This is a genomic window from Streptomyces sp. NPDC104106 (genome assembly GCF_055584345.1).
In genome coordinates, this window is record NZ_JBVJMF010000004.1 from 487,058 (window position 1) to 509,958 (window position 22,901).

Here is a 22,901-nt window from a genome sequence, read left to right on the forward strand (position 1 = left end):
GGGGCGGGGGTGCTCGGAGTGGACCGTCCGTACACGCCGGCCGGCCGTCATGAGGCCGCGGTCGCCCTGCTGCGCGGCGGTCGTGTCGCCGAGGCGGCGGCGGCCTCCGGGGAGATCGCCGAGGTGGGGGCGGGGGTGCTCGGAGTGGACCGTCCGTACACGCCGGCCGGCCGTCATGAGGCCGCGGTCGCCCTGCTGCGCGGCGGTCGTGTCGCCGAGGCGTTGGCGGCCTTCACGGAGATCGCGGAGGCGAGGGCGGGGATGCTCGGCCCCGACCACCCCGACACGCTCGCCGCCCGCCAGGAGAGCGCCTACGCGCTCGGCCGGCTGGGCCGCCACTTCGAGGCCCACCAGGTGTACGGCGCCGTCCTGGCCGCCCGGGTGCGGGCCATGGGCCCCGACCACCCGGACACCCTGCGCTGCCGGCACAACCTGGCCTGCACCCTCGGTCGGCTCGGCCGCCTGGACGACGCGCTGCGCACCGCCCTCGACGTGGCCGGGGCACGGGCGCGGGTGCTCGGCCCGGACCATCCGGACACACTGGTCTCGCGCAGCGAAGTCGCCTATGTGCAGGGCCAGTTGGGGTGTTGGGAGGAAGCGTTGCGCCTGTACCGCGAGGTCGCCGGGACCAGGGCGCGGGTCCTCGGCCCGGACCACCCCGACACCCTCGCCGCCCGCTATGAGACCGCGCTCAGCCTCGGCCGCCTGGGCCGCAGCGAGGACGCCCTGCGGGTGTACCGCGAACTGATCGAGGACCGCACCCGCGTGCTGAGCCCCGTCCACCCCGACACCCTGCGCGCCCGGCACGGCCTCGGCGTCCACCTCGGCCGGCTCGGCCGCTGGCAGGAGGCCCTGGCCGAGGCCCGCGACGTGTGCCTGCTGCGGGAGCACACGCTCGGGCCGGCCCACCCCGACACCCTGGTCAGCCACCGCGAGATCGCGGTCGCCCTGGGCTGGCTGGGCCACTGGGCCGACGCGCTCGCCGCGTACCGCATGGTCGCCGCCGCCCGCGAGCGCGTCCTCGGCCCGGACCACCCCGACACCCTCGCCAGCCGCAACGACGAGGCCCACTGCCTGGAACGCCTCGGCCGCGGCACCGAGGCCGGCGAGCTGTACCGCAGCGTCGCCGTGCTCCGCCAACGACTCGCACCGGGCGGCGCATGACCCCGCCCGCCCCCCACGGCACCGCCTGCGCCGGGGCCACACCCTCGCGGGGCCCGTCCCAGCGGGCGCACGAGCGCATCGGGCCCGCCGTGCCCGCCCCGACCGGGGTGGGGGGCCCCCCCCCCCCCGGCGGGGGGGGGGGCCCCCCCCCGCCCCCCCCCCCCGCCGCCCCCCCACCACTCGCGCCACCTCCGCACAGCGTGCGCACACCGCTGCCCACCGTGCCGAGGCGCTGTCTGCTTCGCCGCCCGCGGGACGCATACGGGGCGCGGCACACCCGCCACCGGGTCCAACAGCCGTGCCCCCCGCCCAGGGAGGCACGCCCCCGCCGCCCGAACACCAGCCCCGCAGGGGCCGCGTGGCCCCACCCGGACCACCCCGCCGCCTGCCCTCGCGCCGCCCGCTCCCGCCCCGCCCCTCTGGCCGCCACGGATCACCGCGTGTTACGAAGGACCATGCCTGCCACCGAGGGAACCCGCACCTACGACGCCGTCATCGTCGGCGGCGGACACAACGGCCTCGTCGCCGCCGCCTACCTGGCCCGGGCGGGCCGCTCCGTGCTGGTGCTGGAGCGGCTGGACCACACCGGCGGCGCCGCCGTCTCCGCCCGTGCCTTCGCCGGCGTCGACGCCCGGCTGTCGCGCTACTCCTACCTCGTCAGCCTGCTGCCGCGGAAGATCGTGCGTGACCTCGGCCTCGGCTTCCAGGTCCGCGCCCGCACCATCTCCTCGTACACCCCCACCGAACGGGACGGCCGGCCCACCGGACTCCTCGTCGGCGGCGGCGAGCAGCGCACCCGGGCCGCCTTCGCCCGGCTGACCGGCGGCGAGCGCGAGTACGAGGCCTGGCAGCGCTTCTACGGCAGGACCGCCCGCGTCGCCGAGCGGGTGTTCCCGACGCTCACCGAGCCCCTGCCCACGCGGGACGAGCTGCGCCGCCGGATCGACGACGAGACCGCCTGGCGCGCCCTGTTCGAGGAGCCGATAGGCGTCGCCGTCGAGCGGAACTTCGCCGACGACCTGGTGCGGGGCGTGGTCCTCACCGACGCCCTGATCGGCACCTTCGCCGACGCCCACGACCCCACGCTGGTGCAGAACCGCTGCTTCCTCTACCACGTCATCGGCGGGGGCACCGGAGCCTGGGACGTGCCCGTCGGCGGCATGGGCGCCCTCACCGACGCGCTGCTCGCCGCGGCCCGCTCGGCGGGCGCCGACGTACGCACCGGCCACGAGGCGGTCCGGATCGCCACCGACGCAGAGCAGCACGCCGAGGTCACCTACCGCACGGCCGACGGCGAGGGCGTCGCCGCCGCCCGGCACGTCCTGGTGAACGCCTCCCCGCACGAACTGGCGGTCCTCACCGGCGACATGGCGCCCGAGCCCGCCGAGGGAGCCCAGCTCAAGGTCAACATGCTGCTCACCCGACTGCCCAGGCTGCGCGACCCACACGTGGACCCGCGCGAGGCCTTCGCCGGCACCTTCCACATCGCCGAGGGCTACCGGCAGCTCGCCACCGCCCACGCCCAGGCCGCCGCCGGCGAACTCCCCGCCGCGCCGCCCTCGGAGATCTACTGCCACTCGCTCACCGACCCCTCCGTCCTCGGCCCCGATCTGGCCCAGCGCGGCTACCAGACGCTCACCCTGTTCGGCCTGCACACCCCCGCCCGGCTCTTCGACCGCGACAACGACGCCGTACGCGAGGAACTGCTGACGTCCACCCTCGCCCAGCTCGACGCCCACCTCGCCGAACCCCTCGCCGACTGCCTGGCCACCGACGCCGACGGCCGCCCCTGCATCGAGGCGAAGACCCCCCTCGACCTCGAACGGGACCTCGGCCTGCCCGGCGGCAACATCTTCCACCGGGCCCTGTCCTGGCCCTATGCCCAGGAGGGCGCGGGCCGTTGGGGCGTGGCGACCCGGCACGCGAACGTCCTGCTGTGCGGCGCCGGCGCGGTGCGCGGGGGAGGGGTGAGCGGGGTGCCGGGGCACAACGCGGCGATGGCGGTACTGGAGGCCACCGCATGACGCACCGGAGAAACCGAAGAATCTGACGGGACGTCAGAAAAGCTCTTCCGTCGTCCGCCCCGCTGCGGCATCCTGCGCCCATGCAGACGGAGCTGAGCAAGAAACTGGGAGTCGAGCACGCCGTCTTCGGCTTCACGCCGTTCCCTGCCGTCGCCGCGGCCATCAGCCGGGCCGGCGGCTTCGGCGTGCTCGGCGCGGTCCGCTACACCGCCCCCGACGACCTCAAACGCGACCTCGACTGGATGGACGCGCACCTCGGCGACCGGCCCTACGGGCTGGACGTGGTGATGCCCGCCAAGAAGGTCGAGGGCGTGACCGAGGCGGACGTCGAGGCGATGATCCCCGACGGGCACCGGGCGTTCGTGCGGGACACCCTCGCCCGGCACGCCGTGCCGGAGCTGGCGGAGGGCGAGGCCTCCGGCTGGCGCATCACCGGCTGGATGGAACAGGTCGCCCGCACCCAGCTCGACGTCGCCTTCGACCACCCGATCAAGCTGCTCGCCAACGCCCTCGGCTCGCCGCCCGCCGACGTCGTCGCCCGCGCCCACGACCGGGACGTCCTGGTCGCCGCGCTCGCGGGCAGCGCCCGGCACGCCCGCAAGCACCAGGCGGCGGGCATCGACATCGTCGTCGCCCAGGGCTACGAGGCCGGCGGCCACACCGGGGAGATCGCCACCATGGTGCTCACCCCCGAGGTCGTGGAGGCCGTCGCCCCGCTGCCCGTGCTGGCCGCCGGCGGCATCGGCAGCGGACAGCAGGTGGCCGCCGCACTCACTCTCGGCGCCCAGGGTGTGTGGCTGGGCTCCATATGGCTGACCACCACAGAGGCCGATCTGCACGCGCCCGCCCTGACCCGCAAGCTGCTCGCGGCCGGGTCCGGGGACACCGTCCGCTCCCGCGCCCTGACGGGCAAGCCCGCGCGCCAGCTGCGCACCGCGTGGACCGACGCCTGGGACGACCCGGCCGGACCCGGCACCCTGCCCATGCCACTCCAGGGACTGCTGGTGGCCGAAGCCCTCTCCCGCATCCAGAAGTACGAGGTCGAACCGCTGCTCGGCACCCCCGTCGGCCAGATCGTCGGCCGGATGACCGAAGAACGCAGCGTCCAGGCCGTCTTCGACGACCTCACCCGCGGCTTCGAACGGGCCGTGGACCGCGTCAACCGCATCGCCGGAAGGAGCGGCCAGTGACCAGCACGCCCCCCGCCGGATTCTGGGCCCAGGCCACCCACGACCCCGACCGCACGGTGCTGATCGCACCCGACGGCGAGGAATGGACCGCCGGACGGCTGCACGCCGCCGCCAACCGCCTCGTCCACGGCCTGCGCGCGGCCGGCCTCGAACGCGGCGACGCGTTCGCCGTCGTCCTGCCCAACGGCGTCGAGTTCCTCACCGCCCACCTCGCCGCCACCCAGGCCGGGCTCTACCTCGTCCCGGTCAACCACCACCTCGTCGGCCCCGAGATCGCCTGGATCGTCGCCGACTCCGGCGCCAAGGTGCTCATCGCGCACGAGCGGTTCGGCGCCGCGGCCCGCGCCGCCGCCGACGAGGCGGGCCTGCCCGCCACCCACCGGTACGCCGTCGGCGGGGCCGAGGGCTTCCGGCCGTACCGCCGCCTCCTCGACGGACAGCCCGGATCGGCCCCCGCCGACCGCGAACTGGGCTGGGTCATGAACTACACCTCCGGTACCACCGGACGTCCCCGCGGCATCCGCCGCCCGCTGCCCGGCAAGCTCCCCGAGGAGGCGTACCTGGGCGGCTTCCTCGGCATCTTCGGCATCAGGCCGTTCGACGGCAACGTCCACCTGGTCTGCTCGCCGCTCTACCACACGGCCGTCCTGCAGTTCGCCGGCGCCTCCCTGCACATCGGCCACCGGCTGGTCCTGATGGACAAGTGGACCCCGCAGGAGATGCTGCGCCTCATCGACACCCACCGGTGCACGCACACCCACATGGTCCCGACCCAGTTCCACCGGCTGCTGGCCCTCCCGGACGAGGTGAGGGCCCGCTACGACGTCTCGTCCATGCGGCACGCCATCCACGGCGCCGCCCCCTGCCCCGAACACGTCAAACGAGCCATGATCGACTGGTGGGGGCGCTGTGTGGAGGAGTACTACGCGGCCAGTGAGGGCGGCGGTGCCTTCGCCACCGCCGAGGACTGGCTGAAGAAGCCCGGCACGGTCGGCAAGGCCTGGCCCATCAGCGAGCTGGCGGTCTTCGACGACGACGGCAACCGGCTGCCCCCCGGCCGGCTCGGCACCGTCTACATGAGGATGAGCACCGGCGGCTTCTCGTACCACAAGGACGAGGACAAGACCCGTAAGAACCGCATCGGCGACTTCTTCACGGTGGGCGATCTCGGCGTCCTCGACGAGGACGGCTACCTGTTCCTCCGCGACCGCAAGATCGACATGATCATCTCCGGCGGTGTCAACATCTACCCGGCCGAGATCGAGTCCGTACTCCTCTCCCACCCCGCCGTCGCCGACGCGGCCGCCTTCGGCATCCCGCACGACGACTGGGGCGAGGAGGTCAAGGCCGTGGTCGAACCGGCCGTGGGCCACGAGCCCGGCCCGGCGCTCGCCGCCGACCTCCTGGACCACTGCGCCGAGCGTCTCGCCGGCTACAAACGGCCCAAGAGCGTCGACTTCGTCGCGGATATGCCCCGCGACCCCAACGGCAAGCTCTACAAGCGGCGGCTGCGGGACCCGTACTGGGAGGGCCGCACCCGTCCGGTGTGACCGGAGCGCCGGCCGGGTGCTTGACCGGCCGGTCCGGCGGCCCGAGGATCGGCTGTCATGATGCAGGGACACGGCAGCACGGTCGACGGGGTGCTGCGGCGCAGCGCCCGGCGCACCCCGGCGCGCCTCGCGGTGGAGTACCGCGAACGACGGTGGACGTACGAGGAACTCGACGACGCCGTCTCCCGCGCGGCCGCGGTGCTGCACGCGCAGGGGCTCGCCCCCGGAGACCGGGTCGCCGCCTACGGCCACAACTCCGACGCCTATCTGATCGCCTTCCTCGCCTGCGCCCGCGCCGGACTGGTCCATGTGCCGGTCAACCAGAACCTGACCGGCGAGGACCTCGCTTACCTCCTCACCCAGTCCGGCAGCGCCCTCGTCCTCGCCGACCCGGGCCTGGCCGACCGACTCCCGGAGGGCATACGGTCGTTGCCGCTCCGGGACACCGAGGACTCCCTGCTGGCCCGCCAGCGCGACGCGGCGCCGTACGAGGGCCCGGAGCCCCGCACCGAGGACCTGGTGCAACTGCTGTACACCTCCGGCACCACGGCCCTGCCCAAGGGCGCGATGATGACCCACCGGGCGCTGGTGCACGAGTACCTGAGCGCCATCACCGCACTCGATCTGAGCGCGGGCGACCGCCCTGCGCACGCGCTGCCCCTGTACCACTCGGCCCAGACGCATGTGTTCCTGCTGCCGTACCTCGCGGTCGGCGCGAGCAACGTCATCCTGGACTCCCCCGACCCGGACCGGCTGTTCGACCTGATCGAAGCCGGGCTCGTGGACAGCCTGTTCGCGCCGCCCACCGTGTGGATCGCCCTCGCGGGCCGGCCCGACTTCGCCACCCGCGACCTCGACGGCCTGCGCAAGGCCTACTACGGCGCCTCGGTCATGCCCGTGCCCGTCCTGGAGCGCCTGCGTGAACGCCTGCCGCGGCTCGCCTTCTACAACTGCTTCGGACAGAGCGAGATCGGCCCGCTGGCCACGGTGCTCGCCCCCGACGAGCACGAGGGCCGCCTGGACTCCTGCGGCCGTACCGTGCTCTTCGTGGACGCGCGGGTCGTCGACGACAAGGGCGAGGAGGTCCCGGACGGCACACCCGGCGAAATCGTCTACCGCTCACCGCAGTTGTGCGAGGGCTACTGGGGCAAGCCCGAGGAGACCGCCGAGGCCTTCCGTGACGGCTGGTTCCGCTCCGGAGACCTCGCGGTCCGCGACGCCGACGGCTACTTCACGGTCTTGGACCGCGTGAAGGACGTCATCAACTCCGGCGGGGTCCTGGTCGCCTCCCGCCAGGTCGAGGACGCCCTCTACACCCATGACGCGGTCGCCGAGGCCGCCGTGATCGGCCTGCCCGACGACCGCTGGATCGAGGCCGTCACCGCCGTCGTCGTCCCGCGCGGTGACGTGACGGAGGACCAGCTCATCGCGCACGTGAAGGAGCGGCTCACCCCCTTCAAGGCCCCCAAACGCGTCCTGTTCACCGACGAGTTGCCCCGCAACGCCAGCGGCAAGATCCTCAAACGCGAACTCAGGGACCGCTTCGGCGGCTAGTGCCCCGGCAGGCGACGTTCGCCCGTCACGGAGCGGCGTCCGGTGCGTGCTGTCGGCGTGCCGGCCGGAAGTCCGCGTACTGGGCGTACCTGGGCTTTCGGCCGGTGCGGCGAGTGGGGGCACCTCCCGCGCAGCGGGGGAGCGTGCCGGGCGTCGCGACGGGGCGAACGCTGCCTGCCCGGGCACTGGCACAGGAGCAGGCGGCCCCGGCCGACGAGGCAAGCGGCACGCCGGCCGGCGTTTCCGGCGCTACTGCGGTGAAGCGGTCGCCGCCGCCGACGGCCCTCCGTATCGGGGTGGGCCCGTGGTGGCCGGAGCGGGTCCGGGTGCGGGGAGGGGCTTCTGGCGGTCGGGTCGGGTCGGCGGTGGCTGGGGCGGGGCTCTTGTCAGGAGGGCAGGCTGCCGCGGCCGGGTCGGTTTTCCTGTGACCGGGCAGGTTCGGCGCTCCGGGCGGCCCATCGTGACGGGGCGGCCCTTGGTGCCGGGGTGCGTCCCTGGCGGCGGGGTTCCACCAGCCAGGGGGCGTGCCGATCGGCGGGCTCCTGGTGCCCGGCGGTGATCGCCGGGCACCGGCCCGCGGCGGCGTTCCGTCCCGCGCTACCCTGCGGCGCGTGGCCGCAGATCCACGATCCGGCGGATCTTGCCCACCGACCGCTCCAGCGACTCCGGGGCCACGATCTCCACGTCGACGGAGACCCCGATGCCGTCCTTCACGGCGGCGACGATGGACCGGGCCGCCGCCTCCCGCGTCCCGGCCGGCGCGTCCGGGCGGGCCTCGGCGCGGACGGTCAGCCGGTCCAGGCGGCCCTCCCGGGTCAGCCGGAGCTGGAAGTGGGGCGCCACCCCGGGCGTCCGGAGCACGATCTCCTCGATCTGGGTCGGGAACAGATTCACCCCGCGCAGGATCACCATGTCGTCGCTGCGTCCGGTGACCTTCTCCATCCGCCGGAACACCCGGGCGGTGCCGGGCAGCAGCCGGGTCAGGTCCCGGGTGCGGTAGCGGACGATCGGCATGGCCTCCTTGGTCAGCGACGTGAACACCAGCTCGCCGCGCTCGCCGTCCGGCAGCACCTCGCCCGTGATCGGGTCGACCACCTCCGGGTAGAAGTGGTCCTCCCACACGGTCAGACCGTCCTTGGTCGCCACGCACTCCTGTGCCACGCCGGGACCGATCACCTCCGACAGCCCGTAGATGTCGACCGCGTCGATGGCGAACCGTTCCTCGATCTCGCGCCGCATCTGCTCGGTCCAGGGCTCCGCCCCGAACACGCCGACCCGCAGCGAAGTGGTGCGCGGGTCCACGCCCTGCCGTTCGAACTCGTCCAGCAGCGTCAGCATGTAGGAGGGCGTCACCATGATCACGGCCGGCCGCAGATCCCGGATCAGCTGCACCTGTCGGGCGGTCATCCCGCCGGAGGCCGGAACGACCGTACAGCCCAGGCGCTCGGCCCCGTAGTGGGCACCGAGGCCACCGGTGAACAGCCCGTAGCCGTACGCCACATGCACGATGTCACCGGGCCGCGCGCCCGCCGCCCGCAGGGAGCGGGCCACCATGTCGGCCCACATGGACAGGTCGTTGTCGGTGTAGCCGACCACTGTGGGCGCTCCCGTGGTGCCGCTGGAGGCGTGCAGCCGCCGGATCCGCTCCCTGGGCACGGCGAACATGCCGTACGGGTAGTGCTCCCTGAGGTCCGCCTTGGTCGTGAAGGGGAAGCGGGCGAGGTCCGCGAGCGAGCGGCATTCCTCGGGGCGCACGCCGGCCTTGTCGAAGGACTCCCGGTAGAACGGCACGTGGTCATAGGCGTGCCGCAGCGACGCGCGCAGCCGTTCCAGCTGCAGCGCCCGCAGCTCATCGGGCCCGAGCCGTTCGCCCGCGTCGAGCAGATCCCTCGCATCCGCCATCGAGACGTCTCCCTTGCCGACCGCCCATTCCGGACGACCGATCATTCGGTCGATTCTTTCGGAGCCAGTAATTCAGGCCAGGCGTGATCAGGCAAGAGGGATGCGCGGAATTTCCGCACCGCAGGCCGGGGACCCCCTCCGCGCGCAAACACGTTGCGTCACGCGGAGCGGGCCGACATGATCACGCCCATGCCGACCTTCACCGCGACCGACGGAACCCGGCTCGCCTACCACGTGCGGGGCGACGGCGAGCCCCTCGCCGTCCTGCCCGGCGGCCCCATGCGCGCCTCCGGCTACCTCGGTGACCTCGGCGGGCTCGCCGCGCACCGCCGGCTGGCCCTGCTCGACCTGCGCGGCACCGGCGACTCCGCGCGGCCGGGGGACCCGGCGACGTACCGCTGCGACCACATGGTCGAGGACATAGAGGCATGGCGTGCCCACATGGGCCTGGAACACATGGATCTGCTCGCCCACTCGGCCGGCGCGGCCCTCGCCATGCTCTACGCCGCCCGCCACCCGCGGCGGATCCGGCGACTGCTGCTGATCACTCCCAACCCGTCCGCCCTGGGCATGCGGACGACGCCCCAGGACCGGCTGGCCGCGGCCCGGCTGCGCGCGCGGGAGACGTGGTTCGCGCGGGCCTTCCCCGCCTTCCGGGCCTGGCTCGCGGGCGAGTCCGACTTCGACGACGTGTTCCTGCCGTTCTTCTACGGCCGCTGGGACGACGCGGCGCGGGCCCACGCGGCCGCCGAACCGGAGCAGGTCAACGAGGAGGCGGCCGAGCGGTACTTCGGCGAGGGCGCCTTCACCCCCGGCACGACCCGGGCCGCGCTCGGCCGCCTGCGGGCACCGGTCCTCGTACACGCCGGCGAACTCGACGGCGGCCCCCGACCCGGCCTCGCCCGCCGCACCGCCGAGGCGTTCCCGAGGGCCGAGTTCGGCGTCCAGCCGGGGGCCGGTCACTTCCCCTGGCTGGACGACCCGCGCGAGTTCGTGACACGTCTGCGCGCGTTCCTCGACGCACCCGTCGACTCCGCTCTGCCCGCGGCAGAGTAGCCGCCCCGCCACCGGACCGCCCGGCTACCGTGCCGGCGTGGACACCGTCGAGAAGCGCACCGTCGAGGCGAACGGGATCACCCTGGCCCTGCGGGCCTGGGGCCCGCCCGACGCCCCGCCCGTCCTGCTGCTGCACTGCCGGGGCGCGGACGGCGCCGACTGGACGACCGTCGCCGAACGGCTCGCGGCCCCACCGACCGCGCGCCGGGTGTACGCCCCCGACCTGCGCGGCCACGGGCACAGCGACTGGCCGGGCCAGTACGCGCTGGAGGCGATGTGCGACGACCTGCGCGCCCTGCTGGCCGCCCTCGGCGTCGACAGCGCCGACGTGGTGGGCCACTCGCTGGGCGGTCTGGTCGCCTGCCTGCTGGCACAGCGCCATCCCCGAGCCGTACGACGCCTGGTGCTGGAGGACGTCTGCGCACCGGTGCCGCTCGACCCGCCCCGGCCGCCGGCCGTGCGGCCCGAGGGGGAGCTGCCGTTCGACTGGGCGATGGTGCGAGCCACCGACGAGCAGCGCAACGCGCCCGATCCGCTGTGGTGGGCCCACATGGACCGGATCACCATGCCCACACTGGTCATCGGGGGCGGTCCCACCAGCCCCATCCCCCAGGAGCAGCTGGCCCAGCTCACCGGACTGATCCCGCACGCCACGCTCGTGACCCTCGACGCCGGACACCTGGTCCACGCCGGCCGGCCCGAGGAGTTCCTGGCCGTGGTGCGGGACTTCCTCGGCCGCTGAGCACCGGCCGGGCGGGAGATCCGGGCCTCGTCGTACCCCCTCGGCCCCGCACCGGCCCGCACCGGCCCGACCCGCCCCTCACCGGCCCGGTCGCGGCCCGTACGCCGTCAGGAAGCGGTCGCGGAACGCGTCCATCGGCCAGACAGGGGCGTCCGCGGCGGGCTCCAGGCCCTCCGTCCAGTGCCAGCCGGAGATCCGGTCCAGCACCCCGGGGTCGCGGGCGACGAGGGTGACCGGCACGTCCGCGCGGGGGCTGTTCCCGGTGACCGTCGGCACGGGCTGATGGTCGCCCAGGAAGACCAGGACCGTGCGCGCGTCGCCGTAGCGCCGCACGAACCCGACGAGGCTGCGCAGCGCGTACTCGACGGAGGCGCCGTAGGCGGCGCGCACGCTCTCCGGTGTCTTCCAGACCTCCTTCTCGTCCATGCCCGCGCTCCTGATCCGCCGGAAGACCGAGCCGTCGCCGAGGGCGTTCCAGTCGACCGCGCGCGGCAGGGGCGCCCAGGGGTAGTGGCTGGAGGTGAGGATGATCTCGGCCATCAGCGGGCCCCGGCCGCGCCGGGCGAACTCCCCACGCCGGAAGGCCTCCAGGGCGAACTGGTCGGGCACCTGCGACCAGCCGAAGTCCGGGCCGCGATACCCGAGATGGCGGCCGTCGTAGACGTGGTCCAGGCCGAAGAACCGGCCCTCCGGCCAGGCCGTCAGCACGCCCGGCACGACACCGACCGTGTGCCAGGCACCGGCCCTGCGGAAGGCGCCGGTGAGGGTGGCGCGGTCGCTGGAGGTGAGGGTGCGGAAGCGCTGCTGGTTGCTGACCCACAGGCCGGACAGGAACGTCGAGTGCGCGAGCCAGCTGCCGCCGCCCGTCACCGGGGAGCGCAGCCAGCCGCTGCGCGCCCGGAACCCGGCCGCCCGCAAGGCGGCCGTGCTCTCCTTGAGCACCGCGTCGATCCGCGGCGCCGTCGCCGGGCTCTCGATCGCCGAGCGGCCGTAGCTCTCCACGAACGTGAACAGCACGTCCTTGCCGCGCAGCCCGGTGAGCAGCCGGTCGGGCGGCGTGTGGGCGAAGGCGTCGGCGGCGGCCGCGCGCCGGAAGACCCGGGCGTCGGCGAGCGAGGCGCGGACCTGCCGGGCGCGGGCGCCGAGCAGACCGGCGTCGAGCGCGGCGGCGACCGGCTGACCGGCGCTGTGCAGGCCGAACAGGACGCAGGTGACCCACGCCGTGGCCAGCGCCAGCGTGCCCCGCACGGACCGGGAGCGGCGCCGGGCCATCAGGGTCGCCAGCCGCAGCGCGGCGCCCGTGGTCAGCACGAGGAGCGAGATCGCCAGGAGCCCGGCACCGGCGATGGCCGTCAGCTCGCCGGCCCGACCGGACGTCGCGCGCAGGTAGTCCGCCGCGTTGCCCAGCAGACCCCAGTCCAGCACCAGGTCGAACGGTCGGAACAGCACCGAGTAGAAGCCGATGTCGAGGCACTTGAGCAGGGCGAGCAGCCCGATCAGCACGCCGACGGCCACCGCGCCGGCCCGCCGCGCCCGGTCGGGCACCATGAGCAGCAGGGCGGCGAGCACCACGGCCTCGGCCGGCAGGCGCAGGAACGCGGCAGGGCCGAGACGGTCGGGCTGGTCCGGCAGCAGCAGCGCGCCCACCAGCAGGACGACGGCCAGGACGGTCGTGCCGACGGTCATCCCCCGCCCGATCCGGGGGTGCGCACGGCACCACGCGCACCATCGACGAGGTCTCGGGAGCGGCACCTTGAGGTTCCTTCCGTGCGCGGAACTCGCATGACCGACAACCACTGAAAGTCATCGAACGATGCCGGTCGGGCACACAGCGTAATCGCCAGGTGTCGCTGGGGCGGCGGGACACCCCGGAGCTACGTCCGGTCCGCCGCCGCCGCCACCTCCCGCGCCCAGCGGTAGTCCGCCTTGCCGCTCGGGGAGCGCTGGATGGACTCCGTGATCACCAGCTGGCGGGGGATCTTGTAGCCGGCCAGCCGGGTACGGCAGTGGGTCTGGATGTCGGCCAGGCAGGGGCGCGCCGCCCCCGCGCGCAGTTGGACCACGGCCGCCACGCGGCTGCCCCACGTGGCGTCCGGCACCCCGGCGACGAGCGCGTCGTACACGTCGGGGTGGGCCTTGAGCGCCTGCTCGACTTCCTCCGGATAGACCTTCTCGCCCCCGGTGTTGATGCACTGCGAGCCCCGGCCGAGGACGGTGACCACGCCGTCCTCGCCGACCGTCGCCATGTCGCCGAGCAGCACCCAGCGCCGTCCGTCCTTCACGAAGAACGTCTCGGCCGTCTTCTCCGGGTCGTTGTAGTAGCCGAGCGGCACATGGCCGCACTGGGCGACCCGGCCGGCCTCGCCCACCCCGACCGGCTCGTGCGTCGCCGGATCCACCACCTGCGTACGGGAGTTGACCCGGATGCGGAAGCCGCGCCCGGGCCCGGAGTCCTCGGTCGCCGTACCGTTGAAACCGGACTCGGAGGAGCCGAAGTTGTTCAGCAGCATCGCGTGCGGAACCAGCTCCCGGAACTGCCGGCGCACCGTCTCCGACAGCACCGCGCCGGAGGAGGAGACGCTGAACAGGCTGGAGCAGTCGGTGCCCTTCAGCGGCCCGGCGAGTGCGTCGACCAGCGGCCGGAGCATCGCGTCCCCGACCAGTGACACGCTCGTGACCTTCTCCCGCTCGATCGTCCGCAGCACCTCCTCGGGCACGAACTTGCGGTGCAGCACGACGCGTTGGCCGAAGTTGAAGCCGATGAACGCGGTCAGCGTCGAGGTGCCGTGCATCAGTGGGGGAGCGGGGAAGAAGGTGATCCCGCTGCCGCCGGCCGCCACCCGCCCGGCCAGTTCCTCCGGCGCCTCGACCGGCTCCCCGGTCGGCGCACCGCCACCCAGGCCCGCGAAGAACAAGTCCTCCTGACGCCACATCACGCCCTTGGGCATGCCCGTCGTACCGCCGGTGTAGATGATGAACTGGTCGTCCCCGGAGCGCGCCGGAAAGCCGCGGCCGGGCGACCCGGCGGCCTCCGCCTCGGCGAACGGGACAGCGTCCGGCACCCCGGCCGGGTCCGGGCCCACGCACAGCAGATGCCGCAGTCCCGGCACCCGCGGCAGGGCCCCCGCCACCCGGTCCGCGAACTCCGCGTCGAAGACCAGTGCGACGAGATCGGCGTCCCGGTACAGGTACACCAACTCGTCTTCGACATAGCGGTAGTTGACGTTGACCGGGACGACGCGCGCCTTCAGGCAGGCGAGCACCGTCTGGAGGTACTCGACGCCGTTGTACAGATGCAGGCCCAGGTGCTCCCCGGGCCGGATCCCGCTGTCGATCAGGTGATGCGCGACGCGGTTGGCGGCCGCGTCCAGCTCCGCGTAGGTCAGCCGGCGCTCCGCACCGGTGCCGGGATGGTCGAGGTAGACGAGCGCCTCGCGGTCCGCGGCCACGTCGACGACCGACTCGAACAGATCGGCAAGGTTGTACTCCACCGCTCCTCCTGACCCCGGCAGCCCCGACGGAGCACGACGCAGAAAGGTGAGAACCGTCGCTTCGCCGGTCATCAGAGCAAAGGGCGGCGCACGTGTGAAGGGTCCGCGCCAAGAAATCTGACTGTCTGTCAGAAAACCCTTGAAGGCCTCCCCACTCTCCTGCAACCTGTTCTCGTTCTCACCGAGGGGAGAAAGCCCATGGGCGGGACGGAACACCTCACCGTGCGGCGCGAGGGCGCCACACTGGTGCTCACGCTCAACCGGCCCGAGACCCGCAACGCGCTCTCGCTTCCGATGCTCGTCGGCCTCTACGACGGCTGGCTGGAGGCCGACGCCGACGACGAGGTCCGCTCGATCGTGCTCACCGGGGCCGGCGGCTCCTTCTGCGCCGGCATGGACCTCAAGGCGCTCGCCGGCAACGGCATGCGGGGCGAGCACCTCCGCGACCGCCTCAAGGCCGATCCCGACCTGCACTGGAAGGCGATGCTGCGCCACCACCGCCCCCGCAAACCGGTGATCGCCGCCGTCGAGGGGCCCTGCGTCGCCGGCGGCACCGAGATCCTCCAGGGCACCGACATCCGCGTCGCGGGCGAGTCCGCGACCTTCGGGCTGTTCGAAGTCCGGCGCGGCCTGTTCCCGATCGGCGGCTCCACCGTCCGCCTCCAGCGCCAGATACCGCGCACCCACGCCCTGGAGATGCTGCTCACCGGGCGGCCGTACACCGCCCGGGAGGCCGCGGACATCGGACTGATCGGCCATGTCGTCCCCGACGGCACCGCGCTCGGCGCGGCCCTGGGGATCGCCGAGCGGATCAACGCCTGCGGCCCGCTCGCCGTCGAGGCCGTCAAGGCGTCGGTGTACGAGACCGCCGAGATGACGGAGAGCGACGGCCTCGCGGCGGAACTCGCCCGCGGCTGGCCGGTCTTCGACACCGCCGACGCCAAGGAGGGCGCCCGCGCCTTCGCCGAGAAACGGCCCCCCCTCTACAAGCGCGCCTGACCCGAGGAGCCCCCATGCCCGAAGTCCTCACCGCCCCCCTCGTCGTCGAGTTCCCCTTCACCCGCTCCCTCGGCCCCGTCCAGAGCGCCTTCCTCACCGGCCTGCGCGAACGCGTCGTCCTCGGCGTCCGGACCACCGACGCACGCGTCCTCGTCCCGCCCGTCGAGTACGACCCCGCCACCGCAGAGGAGATCCGCGACCTGGTCGAGGTCGCCCCCACCGGCACCGTCACCACCTGGGCCTGGAACCCCGCCCCGCGCCGCGGCCAGCCCCTCGGCACCCCCTTCGCCTGGGTCCTGGTCCGGCTCGACGGCGCCGCCACCGCCCTCCTGCACGCCCTCGACGCGCCCGGCCCGGACGCCGTCCGCACCGGCATGCGCGTGCGCATCCGCTGGGCCGTGCAGCGCACCGGCGCCATCACCGACATCGCCTGCTTCGAGCCGTACGACGCGGAGCGCGACGGAGGAGCCGTACCACCGGCCGGCCACAGGGGCGAGTTCACGGACCCCCTCACCGGCATCGTCGCCCCCGCCCGCCTCGACTACACCTACGCGCCCGGCCGCGCCCAGACCGCCTACATCCACGCCCTCTCCGACCGGCGGACCGTCGGCGAGCGCTGCCCCACCTGCCGCAAGGTCTACGTCCCACCCAGGGGTGCGTGCCCCACATGTGGCGTGGCCACAGTGGAACAGGTCGAAGTAGGGCCGCGCGGCACAGTGACCACCTTCTGCATCGTCAACATCAAGGCGAAGAACCTCGACATCGAGGTCCCCTACGTCTACGCGCACATCGCGCTCGACGGCGCCGACCTCGCCCTGCACGCCCGGATCGGCGGCATCCCCTACGACCAGGTGCGCATGGGCCTGCGCGTCGAGCCGGTGTGGACCGAGGGCGCCCGCTACCCCGACCACTACCGGCCCACCGGCGAGCCCGACGCCGCCTACGAGACGTACAGGGAGCTGCTGTGACCAGCGAAGAAGCCCGCAGTGGCCGGGACATCGCCGTCGTCGCCTTCGCCCAGAGCGACCACAGGCGCTCCACCGAGGAGTCCTCCGAGGTCGAGATGCTCATGCCCGTCCTCCACGAGGTGCTGGCGCAGACCGGCCTGAGAACCGCAGACATCGGCTTCACCTGCTCCGGCTCCAGCGACTACCTCGCCGGCCGCGCCTTCTCCTTCACCCTCGCCCTCGACGGCGTCGGCGCCTGGCCGCCGATCTCCGAGTCGCACGTCGAGATGGACGGCGCCTGGGCCCTGTACGAAGCCTGGACCAAACTGCTCGCCGGCGACGCCGACACCGCGCTCGTCTACTCCTACGGCAAGTCCTCGGCCGGCTCCGTGCGCGACGTACTGACCCGGCAGCTCGACCCCTACTACGTCGCCCCCCTGTGGCCCGACTCCATCGCCCTGGCCGCCCTCCAGGCACAGGCCCTCATCGACGCCGGCCACACGGACGAGCCCGCGCTCGCCGCCGTCGCCGCCCGCAGCCGGACCGACGCGGGGGCCAACGAGCACGCCCAGCTCAAGGGCCCTGTGCCACAAGGAGATTACGTCGTACGGCCGCTGCGCACCGGCGACTGCCCGCCCGTCGGCGACGGCGCCGCCGCCGTGATCCTCGCGGCGGGGGAGCGGGCCCGCGAACTGTGCCCGCGGCCCGCCTGGATCCGGGGCGTCGACCACCGCATCGAGGCCCACTCCCTCGGCGTCCGCGACCTCACCGACTCACCCTCGGCCCGGCTCGCCGCAGAGCGGGCCGGCGCCTTCGAACGACCCGTCGACACCGCCGAGCTGCACGCCCCGTTCAGCGCGCAGGAGGTCGTGCTGCGCAGGGCGCTGCGCCTCGGCGACGACGTGCGGGTCAACCCCTCCGGCGGAGCGCTCGCCGCCAACCCCGTGATGGCCGCCGGCCTCATCCGCATCGGCGAGGCCGCCGCCCGCATCCACCGCGGCGCGTCCGACCGCGCCCTCGCCCATGCCACCTCCGGCCCCTGCCTGCAGCAGAACCTGGTCGCCGTACTCGAAGGGGATCCACGATGAGCAAGGAGCCCGTGGCCGTCACAGGCGTCGGCCAGACCAAGCACGTGGCCGCCCGCCGGGACGTCTCGATCGCCGGACTCGTCCGCGAGGCCGGCCGACGCGCCCTGGACGACGCCCAGTTGGCCTGGGCCGACATCGACGCCGTCGTCATCGGCAAGGCCCCCGACTTCTTCGAGGGCGTCATGATGCCGGAGCTGTACCTCGCCGACGCGCTCGGCGCGGTGGGCAAGCCGATGCTGCGCGTGCACACGGCCGGTTCGGTGGGCGGGTCGACGGCGCTCGTCGCCGCCAACCTGGTCGCCGCCCGCGTCCACGGCACGGTCCTCACCCTCGCCTTCGAAAAGCAGTCCGAGTCGAACGCCATGTGGGGCCTGTCCCTGCCCATCCCCTTCCAGCAGCCGCTGCTCGCCGGCGCGGGCGGCTTCTTCGCCCCGCACGTGCGCGCCTACATGCGCCGCAGCGGGGCCCCCGACACCATCGGTGCCCTCGTCGCCTACAAGGACCGGCGCAACGCCCTGAAGAACCCCTACGCCCACCTCCACGAACACGACATCACGCTGGAGAAGGTGTTGGCCTCACCCATGTTGTGGGACCCCATTCGCTACTCCGAGACCTGCCCCTCCTCCGACGGCGCCTGCGCCATGGTCCTCACCGACCGCGCCGGAGCCGCCCGCGCCCCCCGGCCGCCCGCCTGGCTGCTCGGCGGCGCCATGCGCAGCGAACCGACCCTGTTCGCCGGGAAGGACTTCGTCTCCCCACGGGCCGGCCAGGACTGCGCCGCCGACGTCTACCGGCAGGCCGGCATCACCGACCCCCGCCGCGACATCGACGCCGTCGAGATGTACGTCCCGTTCTCCTGGTACGAGCCCATGTGGCTGGAGAACCTGGGCTTCGCCGCGGAGGGCGAGGGCTGGAAGCTCACCGAGTCCGGCGCGACCGCCCTCGACGGGGACCTGCCCGTCAACATGTCGGGCGGAGTGCTGTCCGCCAACCCCATCGGCGCCTCCGGCATGATCCGCTTCGCCGAGGCCGCGCTCCAGGTGCGCGGCCTGGCCGGAGAGCATCAGGTGGACGGCGCCCGCAAGGTCCTCGGGCACGCCTACGGCGGCGGCTCGCAGTTCTTCTCCGTGTGGCTGGTGGGATCCGAACCGCCCGACGCCTGACCCGACCGCCGGGCGACCGGCCAAAGTCCTGCCCACGTGGCCTGTCGGCCGTCGGGACCGGTCGCTAGGCTGAGCCGCGGACGACGAACCGGGAGGAGCACGGACGTGGCCGAGAGCACCATCCAGCAGCAGCCGCTCGCGGGCTGGGACAAGCCGGACCTGGACCTCAGCAGCGCCGAATGGCAGTCCAGCAGCCGCGGACTGGGCGATGTCCAGATCGCGTTTGTCGAGGGCTTCATCGCGATGCGCAACAGCGGACGCCCGGAGAGCCCTTCCCTGATCTTCACGCCCGCCGAATGGGGCGCCTTCGTCTCCGGCGCGCGCGAGGGGGAGTTCGACCTGACCTGAGCCGCACCGGCGGCGCCACCGGCCGGCGACGAGCACCGGCCGGGAGCCGAACCGGGGGTGTTCCGGGCGGATTTCCGGACACGCGACCAGCAGCGCCCCGCTGGGACCGACGCCTGCGCCAGGCTGGCCCCAGCAAGGGGAAGGTCGCGTTCCGGAGGAGACAACGATGAGCACTGCGCCGGTCATCGCCGCGGTCGACGGTTCCGACGACAGCCTGCGCGCACTGGACTGGGCCACGGACGCGGCCCGGCGCCGCGCCGCACCGCTGCGCGTGGTGCACGTCCGGCAGTACGCCGCCTGGGGCCAGGCCGACGTCCTCGTCGCGGGCCCGCCCGAGGCGGAGGGCGATCCGGTCCTGGACGAGGTCCGCGCCCGGCTCGCGGGCCGCACCGGGGAACCCGCCGCGGAGTACGTCGCCCTGGAAGGCGTACCGGGCGCCGTACTGCCCGAACTCGGCGTGGACGCCCAGCTGTTGGTCCTCGGCTCACGGGGTCGCGGCGGCTTCGCCAGCCTGCTGCTCGGCTCCAACGGCCTCGCCGCCGCCCGCGACTGCGAGTGCCCCGTGGTCGTCGTACCCCGGCCCGGCCGGGAGATCCACGGCGACGGCCCCGCCGAACCCGGGCCGCGCGTGGTCGTGGGCCTGCACGTCGACAGCCCCGACGACGTCACCCTGGAGTTCGCCTTCGCCGAGGCCGCCCTGCGCGCGGCCCGGGTGGAGGTGATCGCCGCCTACCCCTGGCCGGTGCAGACCTGGTCCGCGCCCGGACAGCCGGTGCCGCCCGCGATCGACCAGGACGCCGTCGAGAGCGAGACCCGCACGCTCGCCGAGGGCTTCCTCGCCCCGCACCGCAAGCGGCACCCGGAGGTCCGCGCCGACACCGCGGCCCTGCCCGGCGACGCGGCCGGGCACCTCGTCGCCGCCTCCCGGGACGCCGAGCTGGTCGTCGTCGGCCGCCACCGCCGCCGCCTGCTCGCCCCCGCCCGCATGATGGGCTCGGTCACCCAGGCCGTCCTGCTCCACGCCGCGAGCCCGATCGCGGTCATCCCGCCGGCCCCACCGGGCGAGTGAGGGGCACCGCCTGCCGGGAGCCACCCGAGGAGCGGCCCCGCCCGGTGCCCAGGTCACCCCCCGGGGCGCGGGCACGTACCATGGCCGCATGTCGTTCCTCCGCCGCCGCAGCGCCACTCCCGCCGGACCCGACTTCGACGTGCTGGCCATGGACCCGGGCGACTGGCCGGGCAACCTCGGTGCGGGTCTGCTGCCCGCCCCCGACGGCACCTGCCAGGGTGTCTTCCTGCGCTACGACCTCTTCGGCGGCCGCGGCCCCGCGATGATCATCGGCAACCTCCCCGAGGGCTCCCCGGCCCGCGAGGTCGCCGAGGGCGAGATTCCCTTCGAGGTGGGCCAGCTGCTGCTCGCGCTGGAGAACGACGAGGAGGTCACTGTCGTCGGCACCGAGGACACCCCCGTCCTCCAGGGCGACAACCTCCTCATCGTCCGGCGGCTGAAGCTCTCCGAGAGCCGGATCTCCTGCGTCCAGTTCGATCGCAGCGACGGCGTCCTCGTCACGATCGCCGCCTGGGACCGTCCCATCACCGACGACCTGTACGCCCTGCTGAAGCCGCTCCCGGCGGAGCTCTTCCAGCAGGGCTGAGGCAGCTCGCCCCCGGCTAGCCGGCCGAGCCCCGCGGCGTGACGTCGGCCGCGCGGACGAACGCGACCCGGTGGCCGTACTGGATCTCGTAGTACAGGTCCTTGCCGGCGACCACCCGGTGCGAGTCCGTGGTGAAGGTGACCGAGTAGTAGTACTCGCCCGGCACCTCGCCACCGGCCACGTATGCCTGCCCGGCCGGAATCGTGTACGGCAGCGGCACGACCGACTGCGCGGGGACCCCCGCGGGGTAGGCGTCCTTCTCCGGGTAGGCGCGGCCGTACACCGGGATGCTCGCGAGGCCCGCCCTCGGCGTCAGGAGCAGGCCCTTCGCCGGGACGGCCGTGGGGGCCTTCGGCGGGTTGCGGAACCAGGCCCTCTGACCTAGGTACCAGATCGCCGTCCAGTCGCCCCATCGGCCCGCGACCGCGTACTGCTGGCCGGTGGAGACCCGCGAGGACACGTCGTTGACGTCGATCGTCGGGTCCTTGCCCAGGCCGATGTCCTTGATCAGCGGGGCGCCGGTGTCATGGTCCGCGTACACCCGCACCTCACCGGAGCCGTGCGCGGCGCAGGCGGTGCCGCTCGCCGTGCAGCCCGTGTACTCCGGCCGGTTCGCCGCGTAGTCCGGCAGGATCGTCACCACGTCCGACTTCTCGCCGGCGGTGCGCTTGAACGGGTGGCCCAGCAGCTGGAAGTAGTGCCGCCAGTCCCAGTACGGACCCGGGTCCGTATGCATCCCGGGGATGGTGGACGTGGTCGGGCCCGGCACGTTCTCGTGGCCCAGGATGTGCTGGCGGTCCAGCGGGATGTCGTACGTGCGGCTCAGGTACTTCACCAGCCGGGCCGAGGAGCGGTACATCGCCTCCGTGTACCAGGCGTCCGGATTGGCGAGGAAACCTTCATGCTCGATGCCGATCGACGCGGCGTTGACGTACCAGTTGCCCGCGTGCCACGCCACGTCCTTCGCCTTCACATGCTGGGCGATCAGACCGTCCGTGGAGCGGACCGTGTAGTTCCAGGACACGTAGGTCGGGTCCTGGATCAGATGCAGCACCCCGTCCCAGGCACCCTCGGTGTCATGGATGACGATGTACCGGATGCGCTGCGAGGCCGGCCGGTCGCCGAGGTCGTGGTTGCCGTAGCCGTTGTTGCCGAACTGGGCGTACGGCGCCCAGACCGCCTCGCAGGACACCGACTTCGGGCACTCGACGCCGTCCCTGGGCAGCGTGCGCAGGCCCGCCCGCCTCAGCTGGGCGGTGTCGGCGCCGAGCCCCGGCCGCGCGGCCAGTGTGACCAGCTGGCCGTCGTCCGTGGTGCGCTCCTCGCCCGTGCGCAGCACGTCGTACACGTCGTCGGCGTAGGACGCCGCGGTGGCCGTGTCGTCCGCGCCGGAGAATCGGGCCACCGCGCCGTACCAGTCGGCCGGGTCGGTGCTCAGCGGCTCGCCCAGCCGCTTCTGCTCGGCCGCGAGCAGGGCGGCCCCGCCGGCCACGTTCGCCGCCGGGTCGGTGCGCAGCTTCCCGGCGGGCAGCCCCGTCAGCCGTGCCGCCCGCGGCAGGGTCGTCAGCCGGGCCGGGAGCTGTGACTCGGCCGGGATCTTGATCTCGGGACGCACGGCCGGGCGGGCGCCGTCGCCGCGGCCGTCCTCGGTGCCCTCGGCGTAGTGCTCCGTCGTGGCGATCGCGGTCCGCGCGTCGGTCAGGTGCATGGGGCCGTAGCCGCCGGTCACGCTCGGCGCGCCACCGTGCCAGTCCCAGCGGGACTGGAGGTAGGAGACGGCCAGCAGGACGTTCTGCGGCACGTGGTACTCGGCCGCGGCGGTGGCGAAGGCGTTCTGGAGCCGGTCCGAGGCGGAGCCGGCGGTGCTGCTCCGCGCGGGGGCCGCGCCGAGCAGCGGCAGCAGCAGGGCCGCGGAGGCGAGCGGGACGGCGGCCCGCCGCAGATGTCTGTGGCCGGGGATGGACGTGGCGGTGGCGGAACCTCGCAATGCGGCCTCCTGTGACAGGCGGGCGTGCAGGGTCGTGCGGC

The 22,901-nt window shown here is 73.8% G+C and carries 18 protein-coding genes; 14 read left to right on the top strand and 4 right to left on the bottom strand.

All coding sequences use genetic code 11. The annotated features are described in order from the left end of the window. The 5 genes from ACZ60X_RS13005 to ACZ60X_RS13025 form a co-directional block, all read left to right on the top strand. Positions 1 to 1,164: tetratricopeptide repeat protein (locus ACZ60X_RS13005; RefSeq protein ID WP_469597109.1), on the top strand; the 1,164-nt coding region annotated here is incomplete at its 5' end. A gap of 455 nt (positions 1,165 to 1,619) precedes the next feature. Next, positions 1,620 to 3,188: a phytoene desaturase family protein gene (locus ACZ60X_RS13010; protein ID WP_469597112.1), complete on the top strand. Its 1,569-nt coding sequence runs from the start codon at positions 1,620 to 1,622 to the stop codon at positions 3,186 to 3,188. 80 nt (positions 3,189 to 3,268) lie between these two features. After that, on the top strand, positions 3,269 to 4,378 hold the full coding sequence (locus ACZ60X_RS13015; protein ID WP_469597115.1) for an NAD(P)H-dependent flavin oxidoreductase: 1,110 nt from the start codon (positions 3,269 to 3,271) through the stop codon (positions 4,376 to 4,378). After that, positions 4,375 to 5,928, top strand: a complete 1,554-nt coding sequence (locus tag ACZ60X_RS13020) for an acyl-CoA synthetase (RefSeq protein ID WP_469597117.1) — start codon at positions 4,375 to 4,377, stop codon at positions 5,926 to 5,928. Before ACZ60X_RS13015 ends, ACZ60X_RS13020 begins: the two co-directional genes overlap by 4 nt. A gap of 57 nt (positions 5,929 to 5,985) precedes the next feature. Continuing rightward, positions 5,986 to 7,482, top strand: coding sequence for an acyl-CoA synthetase (locus ACZ60X_RS13025; protein ID WP_469597120.1), 1,497 nt, complete (start codon positions 5,986 to 5,988; stop codon positions 7,480 to 7,482). 597 nt (positions 7,483 to 8,079) lie between these two features. On the opposite strand, the gene paaK is transcribed toward ACZ60X_RS13025, so the two are convergent. After that, positions 8,080 to 9,384 (bottom strand): phenylacetate--CoA ligase PaaK, encoded by a 1,305-nt coding sequence (gene paaK / locus ACZ60X_RS13030; RefSeq protein ID WP_469597445.1) that lies wholly within the window; start codon positions 9,382 to 9,384, stop codon positions 8,080 to 8,082. Positions 9,385 to 9,573: 189 nt separating this feature from the next. On the opposite strand from paaK, the gene ACZ60X_RS13035 reads away from it, so the two are divergent. After that, positions 9,574 to 10,440, top strand: a complete 867-nt coding sequence (locus tag ACZ60X_RS13035) for an alpha/beta fold hydrolase (RefSeq protein ID WP_469597123.1) — start codon at positions 9,574 to 9,576, stop codon at positions 10,438 to 10,440. Positions 10,441 to 10,477: 37 nt separating this feature from the next. Further along, positions 10,478 to 11,182, top strand: a complete 705-nt coding sequence (locus ACZ60X_RS13040) for an alpha/beta fold hydrolase (RefSeq protein ID WP_469597126.1) — start codon at positions 10,478 to 10,480, stop codon at positions 11,180 to 11,182. A gap of 78 nt (positions 11,183 to 11,260) precedes the next feature. Here ACZ60X_RS13040 and ACZ60X_RS13045 read toward each other — a convergent pair whose 3' ends face one another. Continuing rightward, positions 11,261 to 12,868, bottom strand: a complete 1,608-nt coding sequence (locus ACZ60X_RS13045) for an alkaline phosphatase family protein (RefSeq protein ID WP_469597128.1) — start codon at positions 12,866 to 12,868, stop codon at positions 11,261 to 11,263. A 188-nt stretch (positions 12,869 to 13,056) separates the two neighbouring features. Then, complete coding sequence (locus tag ACZ60X_RS13050; protein ID WP_469597131.1) at positions 13,057 to 14,673, bottom strand: acyl-CoA synthetase; 1,617 nt, start codon at positions 14,671 to 14,673, stop codon at positions 13,057 to 13,059. Positions 14,674 to 14,871: 198 nt separating this feature from the next. Here ACZ60X_RS13050 and ACZ60X_RS13055 point away from each other — a divergent pair, with 198 nt between their 5' ends. From ACZ60X_RS13055 to ACZ60X_RS13085, 7 genes are all read left to right on the top strand, one after another. Next, positions 14,872 to 15,672 (top strand): crotonase/enoyl-CoA hydratase family protein, encoded by an 801-nt coding sequence (locus tag ACZ60X_RS13055; protein WP_469597133.1) that lies wholly within the window; start codon positions 14,872 to 14,874, stop codon positions 15,670 to 15,672. A 14-nt stretch (positions 15,673 to 15,686) separates the two neighbouring features. Continuing rightward, a complete protein-coding gene (locus tag ACZ60X_RS13060) occupies positions 15,687 to 16,640 on the top strand; it encodes a Zn-ribbon domain-containing OB-fold protein (protein WP_469597135.1) in 954 nt (317 codons plus the stop codon). Beyond that, on the top strand, positions 16,637 to 17,707 hold the full coding sequence (locus ACZ60X_RS13065; RefSeq protein ID WP_469597137.1) for a thiolase domain-containing protein: 1,071 nt from the start codon (positions 16,637 to 16,639) through the stop codon (positions 17,705 to 17,707). Before ACZ60X_RS13060 ends, ACZ60X_RS13065 begins: the two co-directional genes overlap by 4 nt. Beyond that, positions 17,704 to 18,870: a thiolase domain-containing protein gene (locus ACZ60X_RS13070; protein ID WP_469597140.1), complete on the top strand. Its 1,167-nt coding sequence runs from the start codon at positions 17,704 to 17,706 to the stop codon at positions 18,868 to 18,870. Before ACZ60X_RS13065 ends, ACZ60X_RS13070 begins: the two co-directional genes overlap by 4 nt. A 105-nt stretch (positions 18,871 to 18,975) precedes the next feature. Further along, complete coding sequence (locus ACZ60X_RS13075; RefSeq protein WP_469597143.1) at positions 18,976 to 19,218, top strand: DUF397 domain-containing protein; 243 nt, start codon at positions 18,976 to 18,978, stop codon at positions 19,216 to 19,218. Between the two features lie 166 nt (positions 19,219 to 19,384). After that, the gene (locus ACZ60X_RS13080; protein WP_469597145.1) at positions 19,385 to 20,287 is read left to right on the top strand and encodes a universal stress protein; all 903 of its coding nucleotides are present in this window, start codon (positions 19,385 to 19,387) and stop codon (positions 20,285 to 20,287) included. 88 nt (positions 20,288 to 20,375) lie between these two features. Continuing rightward, positions 20,376 to 20,873 carry a glycosyltransferase family protein gene (locus ACZ60X_RS13085; RefSeq protein ID WP_070026621.1) on the top strand — a complete coding sequence of 166 codons (498 nt, stop codon included), beginning with the start codon at positions 20,376 to 20,378 and terminating at the stop codon, positions 20,871 to 20,873. A 16-nt stretch (positions 20,874 to 20,889) separates the two neighbouring features. On the opposite strand, the gene ACZ60X_RS13090 is transcribed toward ACZ60X_RS13085, so the two are convergent. Then, positions 20,890 to 22,860: an N-acetylmuramoyl-L-alanine amidase gene (locus tag ACZ60X_RS13090; RefSeq protein WP_469597148.1), complete on the bottom strand. Its 1,971-nt coding sequence runs from the start codon at positions 22,858 to 22,860 to the stop codon at positions 20,890 to 20,892. Positions 22,861 to 22,901 lie beyond the last annotated feature (41 nt).